20 protein-coding genes are annotated in these 22,914 nt (G+C 58.9%); all 20 read right to left on the bottom strand.

Annotated features, from left to right (window positions below; genetic code table 11):
- Position 1: 1 nt before the first annotated feature.
- Positions 2–1,021: a flagellar motor switch protein FliG gene (fliG, locus tag PMI36_RS12955; RefSeq protein WP_007894195.1), complete on the bottom strand. Its 1,020-nt coding sequence runs from the start codon at positions 1,019–1,021 to the stop codon at positions 2–4.
- Positions 1,014–2,801, bottom strand: a complete 1,788-nt coding sequence (gene fliF / locus PMI36_RS12960) for a flagellar basal-body MS-ring/collar protein FliF (RefSeq protein WP_008072613.1) — start codon at positions 2,799–2,801, stop codon at positions 1,014–1,016. Before fliF ends, fliG begins: the two co-directional genes overlap by 8 nt.
- Before the next feature lie 15 nt (positions 2,802–2,816).
- Complete coding sequence (gene fliE, locus PMI36_RS12965) at positions 2,817–3,146, bottom strand: flagellar hook-basal body complex protein FliE (protein ID WP_008072611.1); 330 nt, start codon at positions 3,144–3,146, stop codon at positions 2,817–2,819.
- Positions 3,147–3,439: 293 nt separating this feature from the next.
- Entirely contained in the window at positions 3,440–4,825 is a 1,386-nt protein-coding gene (locus tag PMI36_RS12970; protein ID WP_008072610.1) for a sigma-54-dependent transcriptional regulator, read from the bottom strand.
- Positions 4,826–4,830: 5 nt separating this feature from the next.
- Positions 4,831–6,036, bottom strand: a complete 1,206-nt coding sequence (locus PMI36_RS12975) for a sensor histidine kinase (protein WP_162130629.1) — start codon at positions 6,034–6,036, stop codon at positions 4,831–4,833.
- Between the two features lie 128 nt (positions 6,037–6,164).
- Positions 6,165–7,640, bottom strand: a complete 1,476-nt coding sequence (locus PMI36_RS12980) for a sigma-54 dependent transcriptional regulator (RefSeq protein WP_007894189.1) — start codon at positions 7,638–7,640, stop codon at positions 6,165–6,167.
- Positions 7,641–7,812: 172 nt separating this feature from the next.
- Positions 7,813–8,109 (bottom strand): hypothetical protein, encoded by a 297-nt coding sequence (locus PMI36_RS12985; RefSeq protein ID WP_008072606.1) that lies wholly within the window; start codon positions 8,107–8,109, stop codon positions 7,813–7,815.
- Between the two features lie 10 nt (positions 8,110–8,119).
- Positions 8,120–8,515 carry a flagellar export chaperone FliS gene (gene fliS / locus PMI36_RS12990; protein ID WP_008072603.1) on the bottom strand — a complete coding sequence of 132 codons (396 nt, stop codon included), beginning with the start codon at positions 8,513–8,515 and terminating at the stop codon, positions 8,120–8,122.
- 126 nt (positions 8,516–8,641) lie between these two features.
- A complete protein-coding gene (fliD, locus tag PMI36_RS12995; protein ID WP_008072602.1) occupies positions 8,642–10,072 on the bottom strand; it encodes a flagellar filament capping protein FliD in 1,431 nt (476 codons plus the stop codon).
- Between the two features lie 82 nt (positions 10,073–10,154).
- Positions 10,155–10,520 (bottom strand): flagellar protein FlaG, encoded by a 366-nt coding sequence (locus PMI36_RS13000; protein WP_008072600.1) that lies wholly within the window; start codon positions 10,518–10,520, stop codon positions 10,155–10,157.
- 71 nt (positions 10,521–10,591) lie between these two features.
- Positions 10,592–11,443 (bottom strand): flagellin domain-containing protein, encoded by an 852-nt coding sequence (locus tag PMI36_RS13005; RefSeq protein ID WP_008072599.1) that lies wholly within the window; start codon positions 11,441–11,443, stop codon positions 10,592–10,594.
- A gap of 253 nt (positions 11,444–11,696) precedes the next feature.
- On the bottom strand, positions 11,697–11,966 hold the full coding sequence (locus PMI36_RS13010) for a hypothetical protein (RefSeq protein WP_008072596.1): 270 nt from the start codon (positions 11,964–11,966) through the stop codon (positions 11,697–11,699).
- A complete protein-coding gene (locus tag PMI36_RS13015) occupies positions 11,963–13,255 on the bottom strand; it encodes a motility associated factor glycosyltransferase family protein (protein ID WP_008072593.1) in 1,293 nt (430 codons plus the stop codon). Before PMI36_RS13015 ends, PMI36_RS13010 begins: the two co-directional genes overlap by 4 nt.
- Positions 13,256–13,338: 83 nt before the next feature.
- The gene (locus PMI36_RS13020; RefSeq protein WP_008072591.1) at positions 13,339–14,265 is read right to left on the bottom strand and encodes a ketoacyl-ACP synthase III; all 927 of its coding nucleotides are present in this window, start codon (positions 14,263–14,265) and stop codon (positions 13,339–13,341) included.
- 230 nt (positions 14,266–14,495) lie between these two features.
- Positions 14,496–15,548 carry a pseudaminic acid synthase gene (gene pseI, locus PMI36_RS13025; protein ID WP_008072589.1) on the bottom strand — a complete coding sequence of 351 codons (1,053 nt, stop codon included), beginning with the start codon at positions 15,546–15,548 and terminating at the stop codon, positions 14,496–14,498.
- Positions 15,545–17,047, bottom strand: a complete 1,503-nt coding sequence (pseG, locus tag PMI36_RS13030) for a UDP-2,4-diacetamido-2,4,6-trideoxy-beta-L-altropyranose hydrolase (protein WP_008072587.1) — start codon at positions 17,045–17,047, stop codon at positions 15,545–15,547. The genes pseI and pseG overlap by 4 nt, the downstream gene beginning before the upstream one ends.
- Complete coding sequence (gene pseF, locus PMI36_RS13035; RefSeq protein WP_008072586.1) at positions 17,044–17,739, bottom strand: pseudaminic acid cytidylyltransferase; 696 nt, start codon at positions 17,737–17,739, stop codon at positions 17,044–17,046. The genes pseG and pseF overlap by 4 nt, the downstream gene beginning before the upstream one ends.
- Positions 17,740–17,775: 36 nt before the next feature.
- Positions 17,776–18,939: a UDP-4-amino-4,6-dideoxy-N-acetyl-beta-L-altrosamine transaminase gene (gene pseC / locus PMI36_RS13040; RefSeq protein WP_008072585.1), complete on the bottom strand. Its 1,164-nt coding sequence runs from the start codon at positions 18,937–18,939 to the stop codon at positions 17,776–17,778.
- On the bottom strand, positions 18,936–19,937 hold the full coding sequence (gene pseB / locus PMI36_RS13045; RefSeq protein ID WP_008072584.1) for a UDP-N-acetylglucosamine 4,6-dehydratase (inverting): 1,002 nt from the start codon (positions 19,935–19,937) through the stop codon (positions 18,936–18,938). Before pseB ends, pseC begins: the two co-directional genes overlap by 4 nt.
- A gap of 30 nt (positions 19,938–19,967) precedes the next feature.
- Positions 19,968–22,904, bottom strand: a complete 2,937-nt coding sequence (locus tag PMI36_RS13050) for a TIGR00180 family glycosyltransferase (protein ID WP_008072583.1) — start codon at positions 22,902–22,904, stop codon at positions 19,968–19,970.
- Positions 22,905–22,914 lie beyond the last annotated feature (10 nt).

Raw genomic sequence — 22,914 nt, 5'->3', positions numbered from 1 at the left:
CTTAGATCATCTCTTCGCCGCCCTTCCCGCCGAGAACGATTTCTCCGGCTTCGGCCATACGGCGGGCAATGGTGAGGATTTCTTTCTGCGCGGTTTCCACGTCGCTGACGCGCACCGGGCCTTTGGCCTCGAGGTCGTCGCGCAACAGTTCGGCCGCCCGTTTGGACATGTTCTTGAAGATCTTCTCCTTGACGCCTTCGTCCGAGCCCTTGAGGGCCAACACCAGGACGTCCGAGGACACTTCGCGCAACAGCGCCTGAATGCCACGGTCGTCGACATCGGACAGGTTGTTGAACACGAACATGAGGTCTTCGATCTGACCGGACAGGTCTTCGTCGACTTCGCGAATCGAATCCATAAGCTGACCTTCGATCGAGCTGTCGAGGAAGTTCATGATGTCGGCCGCACGCTTGATGCCACCCAGGGTGGTGCGCGAGGCATTCGAGTTGCCGGAGAACTGCTTCTCGAGAATCTGGTTGAGTTCTTTCAGGGCTGCCGGTTGCACGGTGTTCAACGAAGACACCCGCAGGATGATGTCCAACCGGACCTTGTGGTCGAAGTTGCCCAGCACTTCACCGGCCTGATCCGGGTCGAGGTAGGCGACCACGATTGCCTGGATCTGCGGGTGTTCGTAACGGATCACGTCGGCGACGGCGCGCGGCTCCATCCATTTCAAACTGTCGAGGCCACTGGTGTTGCCGCCCAGCAGGATCCGGTCGATCAGGCCGTTGGCCTTGTCTTCGCCCAATGCCTGAGTGAGCATTTTGCGCACGTAGTCATCGGAGCCGACGCCCAGGCTGGTCTGGTCGCCGACGATGTCGACGAACTCGCTCATCACCTGTTCGACCTGCTCACGGTGCACGTTGCCCATCTGGGCCATGGCCACGCCCACACGCTGGACCTCTTTGGGCCCCATGTGGCGCAGCACTTGCGCAGCATCGGTGGAACCGAGGGACAGCAGCAGAATCGCGGCTTTGTCGACCTTGGTCAGTTTGGCGGCAACGGCTCGGTTATCACTCATCTGCGTTAATCCACTCTTTCACGACCTGGGCCACGCGACCCGGATCTTCTGCCACCAGACTCTTGATTGCGTTCAACTGTGCGTCATAGCCTTCGCTCGGGCTCGGCAGCAGGATGCTGGTCGGGCCACCAAGGCTGACACGGTCGTTGGACAGTTCGCCGTCCAGGCCGCCCATGCCACCCAGTTCCATGTCGCTGCCAATGCCGGCCAGTTGCTTGTCTTTGCCGCCGCCGGTGATGTTGTTGAGCACCGGACGCAGCACACCGAATACCAGCACCAGGATGAACAACACACCCAGCACTTGCTTGACGATGTCCCAGAACCACGGCTGGGAGTAGAACGGAATCTCGGCGATCACTTCGCCACGCTCGGCGGAGAACGGCATGTTGATCACGCTGACACTGTCGCCACGGCTGGCGTCGAAACCGACGGCGTCCTGCACCAGGCGAGTGAAGCGCGCCAATTCATCGGCGCTCCACGGCGCGCGGGTCGTTTCGCCGTTGGCCGCGTTGACCTTGACCTGATCATCCACCACCACCGACACCGACAGGCGATTCAAACGGCCCTGCTGTTGTTTGGTGTGACTGATGGAACGGTCGAGTTCGAAGTTCTTGGTGGATTGTTGACGCTTGTCCGCCGGGTACGGCGCCAGCATCGGCTGGCCGGTGGCCGGGTCCATGATTTGCTGACCGTTGGCATCGAGCAATGGCTGGCCTGGTTGCACCATGCCAGCCGACGCGGTGGCGCCACCGGTGGTTTGCGGCGCCGAGGCCGGCGATGGCGGCTGGTTGCTCAGGGCACCCGGTACACCTTGCGGGCCATTGCTGGCGGTGCGCTGTTCGTTGACCGATTGCTCACTGCGCAACGCCGGCTGATCCGGGTTGAATTGCTCGGAAGTCGACTCGACGGCGCTGAAATCCACATCGGCCGAAACTTCGGCTTTATAGCGATCATTACCCAACACCGGTTGCAGGATGTTGTGTACACGCTGGGTCAGCATGCTTTCCATGCGACGGCTGTAATCGAATTGCTTGCCGGCCATGGTCAGTTCGGAGTTTTCCGCCTGATCCGACAGCAGGTTGCCCTTCTGATCGACCACAGTGATCTGCGACTTGCTCAGTTCAGGAACGCTGGTAGCAACCAGATTGATGATAGCGACGACCTGGCCCGGCTCCAGCGAGCGACCGGAATAGAGTTCAACCAGAACCGAAGCGCTGGGCTTACGCTCGTCACGCACGAACACCGAACTTTTCGGAATCGCCAGGTGCACGCGGGCACCCTTGACGTTGTTCAGGCTGGAAATGGTCCGTGCCAGTTCGCCTTCGAGGCCGCGACGATAACGGGTCGCTTCCATGAACTGACTGGTGCCCAGCCCTTGTTCCTTGTCGAGGATCTCAAAACCGATGTTGCCGTCGCTGGGAGTGACACCAGCGCCCGCGAGCTTGAGCCGCGCACGAGACAGGTCATCGGCCTTGACCAGCAAGGCACCGGAGTTCGGTTCAACGGTATAGGGAATATCGGCTGCGGCCAGGGTTTCCATGACCTGCTTGGCGTCCATACCGGCAAGGCTGCCGTACAGAGGCCGGTAGTCCGGCTGCTGGGACCACAACACAACGGCAAAACCAATCGCCACGCTCGCAGCCAGGCCGACCAACAGGCCCACCTGACGCAACATGGTCATCTCGGAGAGGTTTTCCAGGAAGGACAACCCGAACAGCGGCGGTTTGCCGTCTATTGGAGTGGCCTTGACCGGAACATTATCGGCGATTGCTTCTGCCATGACTCAATCTCGTCCTTAAACCGGCATCTGCATGATGTCTTGGTATGCCTGAACCAGCTTGTTACGCACTTGGGTCAACGCTTGAAAAGACACGCTGGCCTTCTGCGAGGAAATCATCACGTCCGTCAGGTCGACGCCGCTTTTACCGATTTCGAAAGCACTGGCCAACTGATTTGACGCCTGCTGGGTGTCGTTCACTTTATTGACGGCCTGACCGAGCATGTCGGAAAAGCTGCTGCCACCCAATTCAGGGACTGCGGCAGTCGATTTCGGCGCAGACATGGCATCCATTTGCATGGAGCGCATATCCAGCATCAACCGATTGAATTCAATACCTTGGCTCATGGTTTCTCTCTTTGACGAAGCTACGTCTCTGGCTACCCGCAATTTTTTGACACTCACTCGGCGGGTAGTGAGGTGTTAGCAACAAGGGTGCCAGCTCGGTGATCGCTCTAAACAAAAGCCTTCCATGCTTTGCTTTAATCATGAATCACCGCAAAACAAATGTGGGAGCGGGCTTGCTCGCGAATACGGTTTTCCATTCAACAGAGATGCTGGCTGGTCTACAGCTTTCGCGAGCAAGTCGAATCGTCGCACCGCCGCTCCCACATTTAGAACAGTGTTGCTTGCGTCAACTTTCAGGTGGCGAACAAGTACGCTTCCACATCCATTCCGGCGTCACGCATTTGCGCCAGCTTGTAGCGCAAAGTGCGCGGGCTGATGCCCAGTCGCTCGGCGGCTTCTTTGCGACGGCCACGCTCGGAACGCAAGGTGTCGATGATCATCTGAAATTCACGGCGCCGCAGGTCGTCGCCGAGGGCGCCCGCCGATTCAGCTTCGACGTCTACGGCCCGCGTGGGCGTCGACGCCAATGGCGGCAACGGCGCGCACGCCACCGGCCCGGCCAGGCAGAAATCTTGCGGCTGGATCAAACCGCCCTGCTGCAGAATCAAGGCTCGCTGGATCGCGTTATCCAGCTCACGCACGTTGCCCGGCCACGGATAAGCGATCAGGCAAACTTGCGCCTCGGGCGAAAGCTTCGCCACGGCATGCTTCATTTTATTGACGTGCTTGGCCAACAGTCGCTCGGCCAGCGGCAGGATGTCGGCGGTGCGCTCGCGCAGCGGACGCCAGGCCAGCGGGAACACCGACAGGCGATAGTAAAGATCTTCGCGAAAACGCCCCGCCGTCACTTCGGCGGCGAGGTCACGGTTGGTGGTAGCCACCACTCGAATGTCCAGCATGATCGGCTTGCGTGCGCCGACTCGCTCAACTTCACGCTCTTGCAACACGCGCAGTAATTTGGCTTGTAGGCCGAGGGGCATTTCGGAGATTTCATCGAGCAGGATCGTCCCGCCATCGGCCTGCTCGAACTTGCCGGCCTGCGCCGCAATGGCGCCTGTGAAAGCCCCCTTTTCGTGACCGAACAAGGTGGCTTCGAGCATGTTGTCCGGGATCGCTGCACAGTTGATCGCAATAAACGGCTGACTGGCGCGGTGAGAGTGTTGATGGATGTAACGCGCCAGCACTTCCTTGCCGGTCCCGGACTCACCGGAGATCAACACCGTGGAGTCACTGCGTGCCACCCGCGCAGCCAGTTCCAGCAATTGCGCACTGGCGGGCTCGAACGCCACAGGCCCTTCACTCTCGGTCGCGCCCAGATTGCCCAGCGCGTGCCGCGCCACCAGATCGAGCAAGGCTTTGGGCTCGAAGGGTTTGACCAGATAATCCGCCGCGCCCTGACGCATGGCGTCGACTGCGCGCTCGACCGCACCGTGAGCGGTCATCAGTAATACAGGCAGTTGCGGCTGACGCGCCCGCAGCAATCCAAGCAGTTGATGACCATCCATGCCCGGCATGTTGACGTCGCTGAGCACCAGGTTAAATGCCTCGGCGCCGACCGCAGCCAACGCCTCTTCCGCCGAACCGACCGCCGTGTAATCGTGCCCGGCAAGCAGCAGCGTATCGGCCAATGCTTCCCGTAGCGCGCGGTCATCCTCGACCAGTAAAACCTTGATGGCCATGTCCTTCACTTCGCTCCCTGAGCGCTGGGTTGTTCACCAGAAAAAAGCGGCAAGATCACCTGCGCACAAGTGCCGCGACCCGGCCGCGAGCGCAATTGCAATTCTCCCTGATGGGCACGGGCGACTGCCTTGACCACGGTCAGGCCCAGGCCGGTGCCGGTGGTTTTAGTGGTGAAAAACGGTTCACCCAAACGCGCCAGTACCTTCGTGTCGATACCGCTGCCGCTGTCGCTGATGCACAGGCGCAGATTGTTGTCGCGGGTATATAGATGAACCTTCAAACGAACGTCGCCGGCGCTGGCCTGGATGGCGTTCTCGATCAGGTTGAGGATCGCCCCGACCAAGGTGTCGCGATTACACAGCAACTCACCGGCATGACTGTCGCACTGCCAGCGAATCGGCAAGTCCTGAACGTGGGTCAGCGCTGCCGCTTGCAGCGACTGCATCAACATCTTGGGGCTCACGCGATCGGTCAGCGGCAGCTCGCCACGGGCGAACACCAGCATGTCGCGAACCTGGTGTTCGAGTTCATGCAGACGCTCTTTCAGGCGCCCGGCAAAACGTTGCTGGGTCTCGACCGGCAACTGCTGCTCAGTCAAATGACTGGCGTAGAGCAATGCAGCGGACAACGGCGTGCGAATCTGATGAGCCAACGAGGCAACCATACGCCCCAGAGACGACAGACGTTCGTGGCGAGCCAGTTGATCTTGCAGATGACGGGTTTCAGTCAGGTCATTGAGCAACACCAATTGACCGGGCTCGGCGTCCAGCGAACGCGTGGCGATCGATAGACGTCGACCGTCCTTAAGGGATATTTCGTGACCGTCGTCCTCGCGCGGTGCAAAGCATCGAGCAATCACATGACGCCACAGCTCGCCTTCGAGAGGCAGACCAAGCAGTTCACTCGCGGCGGGATTAGCTTCGCGCACGATACCCTGGGCGTCGATGACGATGACGCCGCCGGGCAACAGATCGAGGAGATTTTGCAGACGGTTGGCCAGGCGTTCTTTTTCCGCCAGCTCCTGCATGCGCTGAGCACTGACCACCGCCAGCTCGCCCTTGAGCTCGGTGACCCGGGCTTCGAGCATGCTGTAGGAATCGGTCAATTGGCTCGACATCTGGCTGAACAGCGCAAATGCCTGCTCAAGGCCAAGCCGGCTTGCCTGCTCTACGGACGACGGTTGCCCCGAAGCATCAAGGGCAGGAGACATCTGGGCGGCTTGGGGCATCGGACTCTCTCGCGTGGTTGACCGTCAGTTAAACGGAACGTTGCGAGGGATGTAGCAATACCCGTGCCTAAAAAAAACTACCTATAAATGAAGGAGTTGAAAAACAGGCGTCAATCATCCGCCTGTTCATCACCGTCACGACGACTCATGCCGTACTTGCGCATCTTCTCCACCAGCGTGGTACGACGAATCCGCAGCCGTTCTGCCGCCCGCGCCACGATGCCATTGGCATCATCCAGCGCTTGCTGGATCAGCCCTTGTTCCAGACCACCGAGGTAATCCTTCAAGTCCAGGCCTTCCGGTGGCAACAAGGCATTGGCGGTGAAGTCCGGGGTATGACCGTTAATGGCCACCCGCTCTTCAAGATCGCTGCGCAGGCTGTCGACCAGTTGCTCGTCTTCGTCATCGACGTAGCGGAATTTCTTCGGCAACTCGACCACACCGATCACCCCGTACGGGTGCATGATCGCCATGCGCTCCACCAGGTTGGCAAGCTCGCGAACGTTGCCCGGCCAGCCATGACGGCACAGCGACATGATCGCCGCCGAATTGAAACGGATCGAACCGCGCTTCTCGTGCTCCATGCGCGAGATCAACTCGTTCATCAGCAGCGGAATGTCTTCGACGCGTTCGCGCAATGGCGCCATCTCGATCGGGAACACGTTCAAGCGATAGTAGAGGTCTTCGCGGAAAGTGCCGATCTCGATCATGCTTTCGAGATTCTTGTGGGTCGCCGCAATGATCCGCACATCGACGCTTTGGGTCTTGTTGCTGCCCACGCGCTCAAAGGTGCGTTCCTGCAAGACGCGCAGCAGCTTGACCTGCATCGGCAACGGCATGTCGCCGATTTCGTCGAGGAACAAGGTACCACCGTTGGCCAGCTCGAAACGCCCGGCGCGACTGGTGATCGCTCCGGTGAAGGCACCCTTCTCATGGCCGAACAATTCGCTTTCGAGCAACTCGGCCGGAATAGCACCGCAGTTGACCGGCACGAACGGCGCGTCACGCCGCTTGGAGTGGTAGTGCAGGTTGCGCGCGACCACTTCCTTGCCGGTCCCGGACTCGCCGAGGATCAGCACACTGGCATCAGTATCGGCCACTTGCTGCATCATCTGACGGACGTGTTGAATCGCCCGGCTGGTGCCGACGAGGCTACGGAAAAGATTGGGTTCACGGTGACGACCGCGCTCACGCGCCTGGTCATACATCTCGCGATAGACCTGTGCACGGTGCAGCGAGTCGAGCAATTTGCTGTAGCTGGGTGGCATTTCGAGAGTCGAAAGCACTCGACGACGCTGGTCTTCCGGCAAGTCAATGGAAGAATTATCGCCCATTAACAAAACTGGAAGGAACTCATCCCAGGTTGAGAGTGTCTTTAACAGGCCCAAAAGTGCACCAGGAGCATTTACCGTCCCGATGAGGACACAGATTACTTCACGACTTGATGACAAAGAGCCGACAGCCTGCTGCCAGTCATGGCTGCCACAGGGTAAATTTTCTTCGCCAAGAAAATTTAAAATCACCGCCAAATCGCGGCGGCGGACGCTATCGTCATCAATCAGCAGAATTTTGGTTTCACGCCACATGCAATAGCAACTTCCCTAGTCAACTCAATGCCCAAAATGAGGGGCAAGCTAGACGCTTGCAGACACGTTATGCCTGTAGACGCCTGAAATCTGGAACCAGCCACTAGTTAAGTCAAAAAACCGTGCACAGTCAAATTTATGGCGCACTATGTTTGGATTAACCGGGGATTAATTAACCAAACAGATGGTAAACCTTTGCCGCGCTCTGCGCTTGGTGGATCTGCGACATCTCGTCGACTATCGCTTGGCGCTCCCCCGTCGCCGCCTCCAGAAGCTGTTTATACACCCCCAGCAACTCCTCAAGGTTGTCGCGCAACGCGGCCTCGTCCACCGAAGCTTCACTCAAGACGTCTTCCATGCAGGAACGGCAAGCCAGGTCCAATTCACCAATGGCTTCCCAGTTGCGCTCGGCCAATGCATCGACGAGGGCATCGCGGGTTTGTTCGATTCGCTGCAATACAAGACTCATGGTGATCTCCTTAAAACTGCGGACCCGGCGCGGCAATGGCATCCCAACCGTCTTTGACCGTGCGAAGCAGGTCGGCGACTTCGTCGAGAATCTTTGGATCGGTCTTGATGTTGGCTTCAGCCAGACGCTTCATCATGTAGGTGTAAAGGTTATCCAGCTCAGTCACCGAGTCGGCCTGATTTTCCAGATCCAGACCTTCACGCAGACCACCGATAATGCCGATGGCCTTACCGATCAGAACGCCTTTATTCGGAATATCCTTACGCTCCATCGCGCCTTTAGCCTGGGCGATACGATCCAGGCCGCCTTCCATCAGCATCTGCACCAAACGATGCGGGCTGGCTTCGGAAGTTTGCGCCTGAGCGCCAATCTTCTGGTATTGGCGAAGGGCTAACATTGGATTCATGTTGTACCTCATCAGAAATCTGTGGTCCGTATAACCAGTGTATCGACGACGCGTCAAAAAACTTTAGATTCAAAAACAAAAAGCCCGGAGCGTGTGAACGCTGCCGGGCTTTTGGCACTGTAAAGGTTACGAGTTCTTCTGTTGCGCGGTCATCGCTTCAAACATCGACGTGATGTTGCTGGCTGTCGCCTTCAACTTGCCGACCAGGGTGTCCATGTCGTTGTACTTTTTGGTCAGTACCGCGGTCAGGGTCTCGATTCGGCGATCCAGGGCTGCCTGGTCATTGCTCAGCTTTTTCTTGGTTGAATCGAGGCTCTTGGCGCGCGCATCCAGGATCGAGTCGACTGCTTTGCCATTGACGGTTTTACCTTCGGTGTAAGGCTTGATCGCATTGTTCATACGCTCAATCAGACCGTTGGTACCGGTGAACAGTGCCTGAACCTCACCGCCCAGCTTCTTGTCGTTCATTGCAGTGTTGAACTTGGTGCTGTCGAAATCCAGTGCGCCGGTCTTCTGGTTAGTGGTGATACCCAACTGGGAAAGCACGGTCAGCTTGTCGCCGGCACCGGTCTGGGACAGCGGGCCCCGTAAGGAATCCAGAATCGAACGTGGCAGCGGGTCACCGGTCAGCGCCGCGGAAACGGTCAGCTTGCCATCGTCATCCAGGGACGGCTTGGTCAAAGAAGTCACAGCGTTGGCGACGGCGTTGTACGCATCGACGAACTTCTGGATCGACGCCTTCAGACCATCATTGTTGGACGCCACGGTGACGGTCGACTTGCCGGTGGTGAGCAAACTCAGGCTCAACCCGGAAATCGTCTTGTCGATGGTGTTGGACTTGCTGGTCATCGCCAGACCGTCGACGCTAAACACCGCGTCCTGGGCCGGAGCACCAATAGCCCCCGAAGAAGTGGCAGTCGGCGGGGTGGCCATCGGGGCGGTCCCATCGATTTCCAGACCGGCAATACCGCTGGCGGAAATGTCGGAACCCGCGCCAGTCGTCGTGGAACCCAGCACCAGGCGCGAGCCGAAGCTGTCGGTCACAATGTTGGCGCTCAAGCCACTGGACTGGTATTGGCTGTTGATCGAATCACGCACCGATTGCAGCGTGGCGCCTGCACCCACAGTTACCGGATAGCTTTTGCCATTCTGGGTGATGGTCAGCGTGCCAGCAGGGATCGCACTGGTTGTACCACCGGCAAACGCAGCAGAGGCTACTTTCGAGGAGGTGGCCAGGCTGGTGATGTCGACCACGTAGTTACCGGCGACAGCCGCGTTACTGGACGTAGCGGTCAGCACTTTTACATCGGACGACGTCGCGGCAAAACCCGTGAACTGAGGGGTTGTCGTACTACCCAGATCGGTAAGCGCTTTCTGGAACGTAGCCAACAGCGACTTCAAGGTACCAATCCCGGAAATACTCGCCGAGTTAGTGGCGGTTCCACGATCGATCTGACCTTGCTTGGCCGCTTTATCGGCGTTCACCAAGGCTTTAACGATAGCACCGGTATCAAGGCCGGAGCCTAAACCTGTGCCCGGTAGAATTGGACTTGCCATGTGAAACTCCCTTCAGTGTGTCGCCGGCCTTTTGACCACTACAACGCCCAAAAGAACATAGCAACAAAATTCGTGCCAGTTGTCAGACTTTAGCGCTGAACAACAGGCTGCTTGCATCATTCAAACTATTGGCCAGTTTCAGGACTTCTTCGTTGGGGATCTGGCGGATCACCTCACCGGATTCGCTGGCAATGACTTTGACGACCACTTTGCCCGATGGCTCATCGATAGAGAATTCCAGGTTGCGCTTGACCGACTGAACGAATTTTTCAATTTCCTGAACAGCCATCTTCAGTTTGTCCTGCTCGGTCTGTTCGCCCTTACCTTCTTCCTTGACGGCAGCTACTGGAGCAACTACCGCTCGAGGCTTCTCCGCCGGCTTGTCGGCAACAGTCGTCGCCTGCTTGGCCGCAGGATAAGACAAGTTCAGCTTGACGCTCATATCCATGTCCATCACCTCTTAAAGTAAAAAGCGAGAGAGCGCGACAAGCGCACTCCCCCGCCAAAACGCATCAGCTATTACTGAAGCAGTTTCAGTACAGCGGATGGCAGTTGGTTGGCCTGAGCCAGAACTGCGGTCGAAGCTTGTTGCAGAGTTTGTTGCTTGGTCAGCTGTGCAGTTTCAGCAGCGAAGTCGGTATCTTGTACGCGACCCAGTGCAGCACTGGCGTTTTCGTTGATGTTCTGCAGGTTGGAGATGGTGCTGGACAGACGGTTTTGTGCAGCACCGAGGTCAGCACGGCTGGAGTTGATCTTGGCCAGAGCGGCGTCGATTTTGGTCAGCGCGTTGTTCATCGAGGCTTCGGCGGTTGCCGAGTTGTTACCAGTGATCTGAACGGTAGCCGAGTCAACCGACAGGGTAGCTGCGTCGAAGCCGCTGTCCAGGGTCAGAGTGATCTGGTTGGTAGCGCCGGTGTTGGAACCAACCTGGAAGGTCATGGTGCCAGCGGTGCCGTCGATCAGGTTCTTGCCGTTCAGGTTGGTCGACTTGGCGATACGAGTCAGCTCGTCCGACATCGAAGCGAATTCTTTGTTCAGAGCAGCACGGTCAGCAGTGCCGTTCGAGTCGTTTCGCGATTGAACAGCCAGTTCACGCATACGCTGCAGAATGTTGGTCGATTCTTGCATCGCGCCTTCAGCGGTCTGAGCGATCGAGATACCGTCGTTGGCGTTTTTGATAGCCATGGTCTGACCGCGGATCTGCGAAGTCATACGGGTAGCGATTTGCAGGCCGGCGGCGTCGTCTTTAGCGCTGTTGATTTTCAGGCCGGAAGACAGGCGAGTCATCGACGTCGACAGAGCGTCGGAAGCACGGTTCAGGTTTTTCTGAACGTTCAACGATGTGACGTTGGTGTTTACTGTTAAAGCCATGACGAATTCCTCGTTGGTTGGGTACTGCGGCTTCCGGCCCTGGCAACCGCCGGGTATGGCCTAGAGAACCTTCGTAATAGTTATCGTCGGGATTGGAACTTGCTTTAGGGGATTTTGAAAAATATTTGCCATCACGTTGCCACCCCCCGTAAATCAAGGGCTTGACTGTGTTCAAGCAGCGAAAAAATGACGTCAGGGAAATGCCGGTGACAGACTGGCGAGGATTCGCCTGCACCGGCAGAAGAGAAATTGTTTAAATGGACAGACTGTCGCGCAGCAACTGGGCCAGTTCGTATTCCAGATAGTCCGCCAGCGCCAGCCAATTTTGCGCCTCCTGGCATTCGAGCATCTGGCCGAGCAACAGCACCCACTGCTGCTGAACAACCTGCGGCGTCAGATCAAAGGACGGCTGCACCGCAACGATCAGCTCGATCATCGCCAGCCCGGCTTCTACATCACGCCCCAAACGGAACAATGTTGCACATTGCTCAGAGTCGACGACAAAGGATTCAAGCCCGCTCATGACACCCACTCCGGATGAAAAGCCGTACCGGCAATCATCGCGCCTGTCCGGCTGCTGTTATAGAAGCGCACCTGAGGATGCCCTGCGATAAAGCGCTCCAGCTCACACAGGTAACTGCGAAAATTGAGCTGGGTCTTGATGCGTTGACCGTTACCATCGAGCACCCAATGCTTGGCGGCGCCCAGTTGCGGTCCCAGGTCGCCATCGTTCCAGCCCGCATGGGTCTTGTCATTGGGAAAGGCAAAGTCGGCACCGAACAAGGTGATCTGCGCTGCGCCCATCTTCACCGCAAGGTCTACCGCGGGATGAATCACGCTACCGCCGACATACAGCTCGCCTTTGGGCTGTTGCCGACGCATCTTCTGGTAAATCGGGCTGGCGGAGTAACTGGCATAGCGCGGTCCCTGCCAGGCTTCAAGCACTAGGGGATCGACCATGGGCATATACGCCAGGATGATATCGGTCGTGTCTTCACATGGTAGATGCCGAGCCGAGATGCGCTGGTCGATGCTGACCACCACATCAGGTCGGATCCCGTGATCGATCAGTGGTCGGTAAGCCGTATCAACACAGATGAACAACGGCCGTTCGGCCTGATTACGAATCGCGAGCAAGGTCTCGAAGTGCTGCTCAAGGCTCGGGCCCGTGGCAATGACGAATACCTCCTGCCCTTTGCACGAACCGAACAACCCGGTCACATCCCGATCGGCCTGCACCAACTCCAGGCTGGCCTGCAAACGCTCGACGATGTCCGGATCCTGGGGGTCAAACTCACGATTATTGAAGCTCAGGTGTATTTCGCTGATCAACCGATCACGAATCTTCGCATTGAAGTCATCGGCCAGCACCAGCTCGGACGGCAACGCGAAGAACGGCAGCTGGATTTCCGCCAGATCGCCGGCATACAACAGCTCGACTCGCGGATCGCTGAGCCACTGCTGTTGATCGAGCAGTTGCAGCACCAGCGCAAACACCGCGCCGTTGAGGATGTGCACATACAAACGCTCGAGCCCGGCGCGCTGCAGCAACTCCCTCTGCAGATCGCCAAGCCCGGCGCCGTAGACATGCACCGCCGGACTGTCGAGCGGCAGGCTTTCGGCTTGAAGCTGCGCTTCATGGGTGCGGTCATGGCGACTGGTCAACTGAATGCCGTTGATGCTCAACGTCGAGCCCAGGCCTTCAACCAGATCGGCCTGCAACAGGCTCACGTCCTCAATCAGCAAGCGCGCAGACAGCAGCGGCCAGCGGCGCTGTATGATCTCGACGTTGCGCTCAAAGAACTCGCTCATGGAGCCTCGCTTTTCATTCGGGCAAAAAAATAGCGCTCAAGGTTACACCTTGAACGCTTTTTTTGTGCCTGGCTTTTAGAAGCTCAAGGACGATAGATGATCGCCGAACCCCAGGACAAACCAACACCGAAACCGCTGAGCGCCACGCGCTTCCACTTGGAATCGAGCACGTGTTTTTCCAGCAGCAACGGAATGCTCGACGACACGGTATTACCGGTTTCTACCATGTCCTTGATGAACTTCTCAGGCTCACCCTCGAAACGCCGTGCCACGGCGTCGACAATCGCCGCACTGCCCTGGTGAATGCAGAAGGCATCGATATCGTCAGCCGTCAGGCCCGAGTCAGCGAGCAGCTCATGCAAATGCGCCGGCACTTTGAGCAGCGCGAAGTTGAAGACCTGACGGCCGTTCATGAAGAACACCCCGTCGGAAACCTTCAGGTGCGGCGCGCCGGAACCGTCAGTGCCGAACTTGGCCTTGCCCAACTGCCATGGCGCGTCTTCGCCCATCCAGGTAGCCGTGGCGGCATCGCCAAAAAGCATGGTGGTGTTGCGGTCTTCCGGGTCGACGATCTTCGAATACGGATCGGCGGTCACCAGCAGGCCATTCTTCAGGCCCGCGGCCTCCATGAAGCCCTTGATGGCGTAGATGCCGTAGACGTAACCCGAGCAGCCCAGGGAAATATCGAACGCAGCCACGGTCGTTGGCAGGCCCAGTTTGTCCTGAACGATGGCGGCGGTGTGCGGCAAGCCTTCTTCATCGCCGTTCTGGGTAACGACGATCAGCACGTCGATGGCTTCACGCTTCAAATCGGGATTGTTGGCGAACAGCGCGTTGACTGCTTCGACACACAGGTCCGAAGTTTCTTGCCCCGCATCTTTGCGCGGCAGGAAGGCCGAACCGATCTTGCCCAGGATGAATTCTTCATCCTTTTCGAATTTTGCACCTTGTGCGTAATTGTCCACGCCGGCTACAGGAACGTAGCTCGCAATGCTCTTTATGCCAATCATTACGGCTTCCCAATAATAAACAGCCCAATACCACCGCTCGCAAGGAATCGAGGGGCGCCGACAAACAACGAATAAACGTCGCCCTCAAGGGGGTGACAGCGGGAAGAATAAAAGGCCATCACTGGGCTAAAAACAGTCCAGGCGCCATCTCCCCTTTTTATACAATACAGTGAAGATGCGCGTTATGACTCGCAGGTCACGCTATTTTGCCGAATCAGCCGCACAAGCGGTTATTCAACCAACGACCAATCCAGCGGTGTTCCGCGCTTGATGGGCTGGTGCGCACGGCGGCCCAGAAGGGTTTCAGCGTGTTTGGGGGCCAGCCCCAGGCCAGGCCGGATGGCCCGCAGATTGGCAACGGTGAAAGGCTCACCGGCGGCCATGTCCTGAGTGACGTATAGCGAACGTCGGTATACCAGAGATTTGCGCTCGGCCTCGGTCACGCCGTAATGCACCTGACCCATGGCCTGCCAGGCGCGTTCGGTTTCGATCACCAGGCTGGCGAGTTCAGTCGGTTCCAGGGAAAAACTGGCGTCCACGCCACCGGCGGCACGGTCGAGGGTGAAGTGTTTTTCCACCACCGTCGCCCCCAGCGCTACCGCGGCGACGGACACTCCAACGCCCATCGAATGATCGGACAAACCGACTTCACAGCCAAACAGCTCCCGCAGATGAGGGATGGTGCGCACATTGCTGTTGGCGGGCGTCGCCGGGTACGTGCTGGTGCACTTGAGCAACACCAGGTCCTTGCAACCGGCCTCACGGGCGGCACGCACGGTTTCGTCGAGTTCGGCGATGCTGGCCATGCCTGTGGAGATGATCAACGGCTTGCCGGTGGCAGCGACCCGCCGGATCAACGGCAGGTCGGTGTTCTCGAAACTGGCGATCTTGTAGGCGGGCACGTCCAGGCTTTCGAGGAAGTCTACGGCGGTGTCATCGAACGGTGTGGAGAACGCCAGCATGCCCAGCTCTTTGGCCCGGGCGAAAATCGGCGCGTGCCATTCCCACGGCGTGTGGGCCTTCTCGTACAGCGCGTACAGTGAAGAACCGGCCCACAGGCTGTTGGGGTCCTTGATGAAGAACTCGCCTTCGGACAGATCCAGCGTCATGGTCTCGGCAGTATAGGTTTGCAGCTTCAAGGCGTGCGCACCGGCCTTGGCCGCGGCTTCGACGATGTGCAGCGCCACGTCCAGCGACTGGTTATGGTTGCCGCTCATCTCGGCAATGATGAACGGCGGCGCATCGGCACCAATCGAGCGGTTGCCGATCTTGAAACTGGTCATTGTTTTGGATCCTTCAATACGCGCGTGAACGCGCAAGCACTCTGAGTGAAACCAGCCTCGCGGAAAACTTTCAGCGATGCCGAATTGGCCGGCAGCACCTGAGCGGTGATGGCTTCCAGTCGCGGCCAATGAGCGGTGACGAAGGCTTCGCCCCGCGCCAGCAGCGCCCTGCCCCAGCCCAGGCCGAATCGGCCTTCGAACAGATAAATCGAGACTTCGGCGCGAGCATCGTCGAGGTCATAACGCAGCACACCGACCGGGCCATCATCCGCTTCGGCGATTAACAGCAACCGCCGCGGATTGCTCAGGTTCGCGGCCAGCCAGTCCCGATGCCGTTGCCAGTCAATGACGTGCGTGTCCAGCGACCAGCGCCGAACCGCTTCGGCATTGCGCCCATCGAACAACAATTGCGCATCATCCTGAGTGGCCTGACGAACCTGCAACACCGCCCCCGCCAGCGCTGCCGCCACCCGCTGCGCCCCACGGCCATCGACCAACTGCCGCGAGCGTTCGGCCAGACTCTGACGAATCCCCTGATTGCCCACGACAAAACCGATGGTCTGATGCAACTGCTCGACGCTGACCCGGTCGCGATTGCCCAGGAACACATGAGCACCCGAGGTCGCCATCACCTCGCCGTTGGCCTGCTGATTATTCGAGACCGCAATGCAGATCGTCGGCAGCCCCATGGCCGCCCGCTCCCAGCTGGTACCGCCACCGGCACCGATGAACAGGTCGGCCTCGGTCATCAGCTGGTAGAAATCGCTGACAAAACTGTGCAGGCGCCAGTTCGGACGATAGTCCACCAGACTCTGCATCTGCTCCCAGGCCGGATTGTCGGCACCTGCCACGAAATCGACTTCCAGCTCATGGAGGTCCGCCAGTGCCAACATCGCGTGATGGGTCTGCATGGCCGCATCGAAGCCGCCGAAATTCACCAGCACTCGCCTGGCCCGAGGTTTGATCTCGATTGCCGGGCAACAGAACTCATCGCGCAGCAGGGCAAACCGTGGGCCCAGCAGGGTCTGGCAATCGGGCGTCAGCAGTGAGGCATAAGCCTCTGGCGTGCCCGACAGATTTTGATTGAGCAGCAGATCGACGCTGTATTGCCGAGTGGCCAAATCGTCCACCGCCGCGATTCGCGGAGCCCAACGGCGCGCGGCGGTCTGCCAATGCTGATCGAGGCCATAGTGGTCGACGATGATCCAGTCGAAAGCCGGATGACTTTCCAATGCTTGCCCCAGCGCAGCGATGTCCGCCTGCCACGGCAGCATCGACTCGATGGCCTGCTGTGGGTCTTCATCGGGATAGCGCTCCGGCAGCGCGAAAATCTCGAAATCCTCAGCCTGCAGACTGTCCAGCCGATGCCCCGGCAACTGACGACACGCGAAGGCAACATGCGTGCCCTGCTTGCGTAACACCCTGGCCAGGGTCAGGCAACGGGCGATATGGCCGCTGCCAATGGTCGGCGACGCGTCAGCGCGGATTAGCACCCTCATTGCAGCTCACCCCCAGCCTTCAAGGCGCAATAGAGATATTCGGCACGCGTCCAGTCTTCAAGCGTGTCGATATCCTGCACCAGATGACGCGGCAGAATCACCGGCAGGCTTGCCGGCGAGAACAGCACATCGCCACGCAACCAGGCCTCGCTACGCCCCCAGTAGAACTGCCCGGCATCTTGAAAAGCTTCAGGCAAGTCCTGGGAACGGATCTCGCGAAACTCCGGGTAGAGCGAGGTCAAGGCGCCCTGCTCGTCGAGGGTCAAGGCCCGTTGTACCGGGAAGCCAAAACCGGCGACTGAAAACGCGAAAGACTTGTCCGGATGCTGCACCAGCAACTCATGCCCCTGACGCAGATAACGCGCCTGCAACAGGGGCGCCGTCGCGTAGACGCAGCACGCATAGTCGAACGGCGGCAATTGCTGCAAGGCATGTACGATCACCGCTGCAGTCCCTGTGAAATCGTCGGCCAGCGCCGCGGGCCGCATGAACGGCACTTGAGCCCCATTGGCCCGTGCGACCTCGGCGATCTCTTCATCGTCGGTGCTGACGATCACTTGGTCGAACAGGTTCGACTCCAGCGCCGTGCGAATCGAACGGACGATCATCGGCACGCCATCGAATGGCTTGAGGTTCTTGCGCGGGATTCGCTTGCTGCCACCGCGGGCCGGAATGATCGCAACACTGCTCAAGAGTCGGTACTCCTCAAGTTGCTATGCCTCAAGTTGCTATGCCTCAAGAATCAGTCGTCGCAATTGCTCGACCACATAATCCTGTTGTTCATCGCTCAGCAGAGGAAACAGCGGCAGGCTGATGGCCTCGGCGTAATAACGTTCGGCCTGGGGGAAATCCCCCTCGGCAAAACCCAGGTCGCGATAGTACGGCTGCAAGTGCAGAGGAATATAGTGCAGGTTCACACCCACCCCTGCCGCTCGCAAGCCTTCGAACACCTGTCGATGGCTGAGGTTGATTCGGTCGGTCTGCAAGCGCACCACATACAAATGCCAAGCCGATTCGGCCTCGGGCTGCGCACTGGGCAAGGTCAGCGGCAAGTACGCCAGCAACCGCTCATAACGCGCCGCCAGTTCACGACGACGCTCGATGAAGCCATCGAGCTTGTTCAGCTGTGACAGACCGAGGGCCGCTTGCAGGTCGGTGATGCGGTAATTAAAGCCCAGTTCCACTTGCTGGTAGTACCAGGGACCGTGGCTGGGTTCATTCATCTGCGCAGGGGCACGGGTCATGCCGTGGCTGCGCAGGCGCTGCAAGCGCTCGGCCAGTTCCGGGCGGTTGGTCAGGACCATGCCGCCTTCGGCGCTGGTGATGATCTTCACCGGGTGGAAACTGAACACCGTCATCGCCGCAAAATCGCCGCACCCTACCGGACGTCCGGCATAAGATGCGCCGACCGCGTGGGAAGCGTCCTCGATCACCGTAAAACCATAGCGCTCGGCCAGTTCGGCGATCATGCGCATATCACAGCTCTGCCCGGAGAACGCCACCGCCACCAGCACTTTCGGCAGCGTGCCGTCGCGCTCGGCGATTTCAAGCTTCGACGCCAAAGTGTAGGCGTCGAGGTTCCAGGTCAGCGGGTCGATGTCGACAAAATCAACCTCGGCGCCGCAGTAACGCCCGCAGTTGGCCGAGGCCAGAAAGGTGTTCGGCGTGGTCCACAATCGATCGCCTGGCCCGAGGCCGGCGGCGAGGCAGGCAATGTGCAACGCCGCAGTGGCATTGCACACCGCCACCGCGAAATCGGCCTGGCAACGCTCGGCCATGGCCTGTTCGAAACGCTCGATGGTCGGCCCCTGCGTCAGCCAGTCGGACTGCAACACGGCAACCACCGCGTCAATATCTTCCTGATCCAGGCTTTGCCGACCGTAGGGAATCATGCCGACAACTCCGCGTGCAGATCAGCGATCTGGCCGACCGACAGGAAGTGCGGGTTGGTGTCGGAGCGGTACTCGAAATCTTCGCTCACCGGCCGGCCCTGCTCGCCCAGTTTGTCGACGGCAAAATCCACGTCGACGCTAGTGAAGCGAATCGACGGCTGAATGGTGTAGTGATCATCGAACTCCAGGGTCATGCGCGCGTCGTCCAGCGGCACCATCAGTTCATGGAGCTTTTCCCCCGGACGGATGCCGACGTTTTTGTGCGGCAAATGTCCAGCCATGCCCAGCGCCAGATCGACGATGCGAATCGACGGGATCTTCGGCACAAACACTTCACCGCCGTGCATGCGGGCGAAGCTGTCGAGCACAAACTTCACACCGTGATCGAGGGTGATCCAGAAACGCGTCATGCGCTCATCGGTGATCGGCAGCTCTTTGGCGCCCTCGGCAATCAGCTTGCTGAAGAACGGCACCACCGAACCCCGCGAGCCAGCCACGTTGCCGTAGCGCACCACGGCAAAACGAGTCTGCTGTTCGCCAGCAATGTTGTTGGCCGCCACGAACAGTTTGTCCGACAGCAGCTTGGTCGCGCCGTACAGGTTGATCGGGCTGGCTGCCTTGTCGGTAGACAGTGCGACGACTTTTTTCACGCCGTTGTCGATGGCCGCGGCAATGATGTTTTCCGCGCCATTGACGTTGGTACGAATGCATTCGGTGGGGTTGTATTCCGCCGCTGGCACTTGCTTGAGGGCCGCGGCATGCACCACGTAATCGATGCCGCGCATGGCCTGACGCAAACGCTCGGCATCGCGCACATCACCAATGAAGTAACGCATGCACGGCGCGTTGAACGTCTGCTGCATCTCGTATTGCTTGAGCTCATCGCGGGAGAACACCACCACCCGCTTGGGCTGGTATTGCTCCAGCAAGCGGCGGATGAAATTGCGCCCGAACGAGCCGGTGCCGCCGGAGATGAAAATCGATTTACCGTTGAACATGCCTTGAGTCCTTTTACCTGTCAGCCAGGCTTATGCGAGCAACTGCGCCCAGTTCACGCTGGTCGGTTCGCTGAGAGTAAAGCCCTTGCCGGTCAAGGCCAGGTTCTGGTTGTAGGCCGAGTCGTGTTTGAAGCGGGCCTGCCACTTGTCGCGCAAAGCGGCGCGTGCTTGAGGCGCATCGGGCAGCAGGCCCGGGTGCAGTAATTGTGCTTGTGGCGTCCAGACAGTCAGGTAACCGGCATCGGCGACTTTCAGGCACAAGTCGATATCGCCAAAAGCTTCGTCGAAATGTTCCTCGTCCAGACCGCCCACCGCTTCGAACACGTCCTTGCGAACCATCAGACAGGCACCGGATATTGCCGAACAGTTCTGCTCGACCTGATGGCCGTTCATGTAGCCCTTGGCGTCCTTACGTTCATCGACAAAGACCGAGCCGATCTCGCCATTCAAACCCAGGACCAGACCGGCCTGGGTGGTGACACCACGAATGTCCATCAGTTTGGCGCCAACGATGCCGACTTCCGGACGCTGAGCCTGGTTGAGCATGGCGTCAAGCCAATTGGCATTGACCACTTCGGATTCCGCCGACAGCAGCACCAGGTAGTTCCCCTTGGCCTCGGCACAGGCAAAATTGTTCAGTGCCGAGGCACTCAGGCGCTGACCGCTACGCATTACACGAAGGCGATCGCCCTTGCCTTCAAGGCTGCTCAGCCAGGTCGCCAGCTCTTCGCACTGGCTGTGGTTGTCGGCAATCAGCACTTCGTGACGTTGATAACGGGTGCGCTGCAGCACGCTGACCAGCGCTCGTTGCAGCGACTCAAGGTTGTCCTGGCTCTGGAGGATGATCGACACCAGCGGCCGCTCAGTGTGTTGATAGTCGATCTGGTAAGTCTGCGGCAGCGTCGAGCTGACCTGAGCGCGATACCCCCGTGCCGCCAGAGAGCGAGTCAGCACCTGACGTTCCTGAGCGCTGGACTCTTCTACCGGGGCATTGCAAATCAGCAAGGGTTCAGCAAGATGTGCCAGCCCTGCCAGGCCACCGTCCTCGATCAGGCGCAGCAATAGATCGAATTCCAGGGCCTGGGGGTACTCGGTCGAGAAACCTTTGGCCTGAGCCAACACATCACGCTGGATCAACCAGTGGCGCGCCATCAGCGACGGCACGGTTTGCAGCAGGTCGAGATTGACCCCGGGGCGGAACACATCCGCCAGAGCACCGTTGGCCTGACGCTGAAGCTCGTCCATCGCCACTGCACGTACACCCTCGGCACCGGTCAGCTCCAGGCTGGCGCGCAGCAAACCGCTGGCAGTGAACTGATCACCGGCCTCGGCCAGCAACAGCCAATCGGCGGTGGACTGAGCGACGATCTGGTTGATGCGCTCCACATAATTGGTCGCGGTGACTTTGACGAAGTGCACGGTGTCGCGCACGGATGTGGTCGCCGGTAAATCACCGGCAGTGAACACCACCAGTTTGAACGCCTTGCAGTGGCTACCGACCAAGCTGTCGAAGGTCGCCTGCAACTTGACCATGTCGGCATCCAGATCCAGCAACAGGATGCCGAACTGAGGACCGCCATTATGCCTGGCCAACTGTGCAGCGATTGCCTTGAGCTGCGCGGCATCCGGGTTGCGCGCTTCGAGCCAGCTCAGCAAGCGGCCGGACGGCATGTTCTCGAGCAGTCGGCGGTCTTGCTGACCCGGTAAAGCGTTCAGTCGCTCGGCCCAGGCTTGCAGCTTGAGGCCTTCTTCCTGCTCGTCACTGTCTTTCAATGACTCCGCCAGGCGCTTGACCACCGCGCGGTTGAACACGTTCAGGCTCAAGGCCTCCCACAACCGGCTACGCACTGTGCGGTCGGTGTCGTTGGGGTGAACGCGCATCAACTCATGCTGCTTGAGCAGGATGCCTTCCAGCTCCTGAAGTTGCAGGCGACCGGCAGGCATGGCGTGCAGCAGGAATTCGAACTCGGTCAGCAGATCGAACACCGGTTTGTTGTAGAACGGCATTTCGACGAACTGCTCCGGGCCGAATGAACGAATCGGCTCTTCCCCCGCCTCGCGCCAGGCCGAGCGAATAATCATGGTGCCTTTGAGAGAGCGGCCTTCGACCAGGCAATCGGCCATGGCGGCAAAACTGTCCAGGGCAATTTGTTTGACCCGGGCCGGATCCTTGTTGTCGCTGAGTGGCGTCGGGATCGAGGCCAGGAATTGGGCAAACTGCTCGCGTTCGGCAACGCTTTTGGCGTCTTTGAAAGTCAGCACCGTCAACACGTTGGTGTTGTGGTCCGAAGCGCCATAGTTCATTTCCCGCACGGCGAACGGAATCGGCAGGATCCGCGCCTTCGCGCAGGCCAACAAGTAGAAAGTGTGGCCGATTTCCTGCCATTCGAAACTGGTGCCCGCTGGCAGAAGGCTGTACCACTGTTGCAGCAAGTCGGTACGGGTGACTGCATAGAACGGCGGCAGGAAATTATCCATGAACCGCACCACACGGTCTTCGGCCTGCTCCGAGTTGTAATCTTCATGAACCTTGCGGTCGCGACGGAAGTAGTTCACTTCAGTGGCACGGGTCAGGTACATGATCCCGTAGCCATGGCACAAGCCGTAGTCGGGATTGGCTTCGAGAAACGCCACCGACTCGGTCAGCGCGCGGTGCAGCAGGAAGTCATCGTCGGCGGCAAATACCATGTAAGGCGTGGTGACCTGATTGACGCCGTAGGTGAGTTTTTCCTGCAGCCCCTTGTAGGTGTATTGAGGCAAGTGGCGATAGTCGACCGACGGGAAGTCCCGGGCCATGTTCTCGTCCCCCTCAGCGGACGAATCCAGAACCAGAACCGTGCAGGGATAGCTGCTGTAGTACTGCAAGGTACGCCGCAGGAACGCGTTCCGGTTGTGGGAAATCACCACTACCGTAAACCGCTCGTTCAGCGGTGCAACGTTGTTTTGAGCACTGTTTTGAACCTGCATCTTTCTATCC

This window comes from Pseudomonas sp. GM79, from assembly GCF_000282495.1.
Lineage (GTDB): Bacteria > Pseudomonadota > Gammaproteobacteria > Pseudomonadales > Pseudomonadaceae > Aquipseudomonas.
Note: the sequence above shows the minus strand (reverse complement) of the source record. Positions and strands in the feature narration are given on the sequence as shown.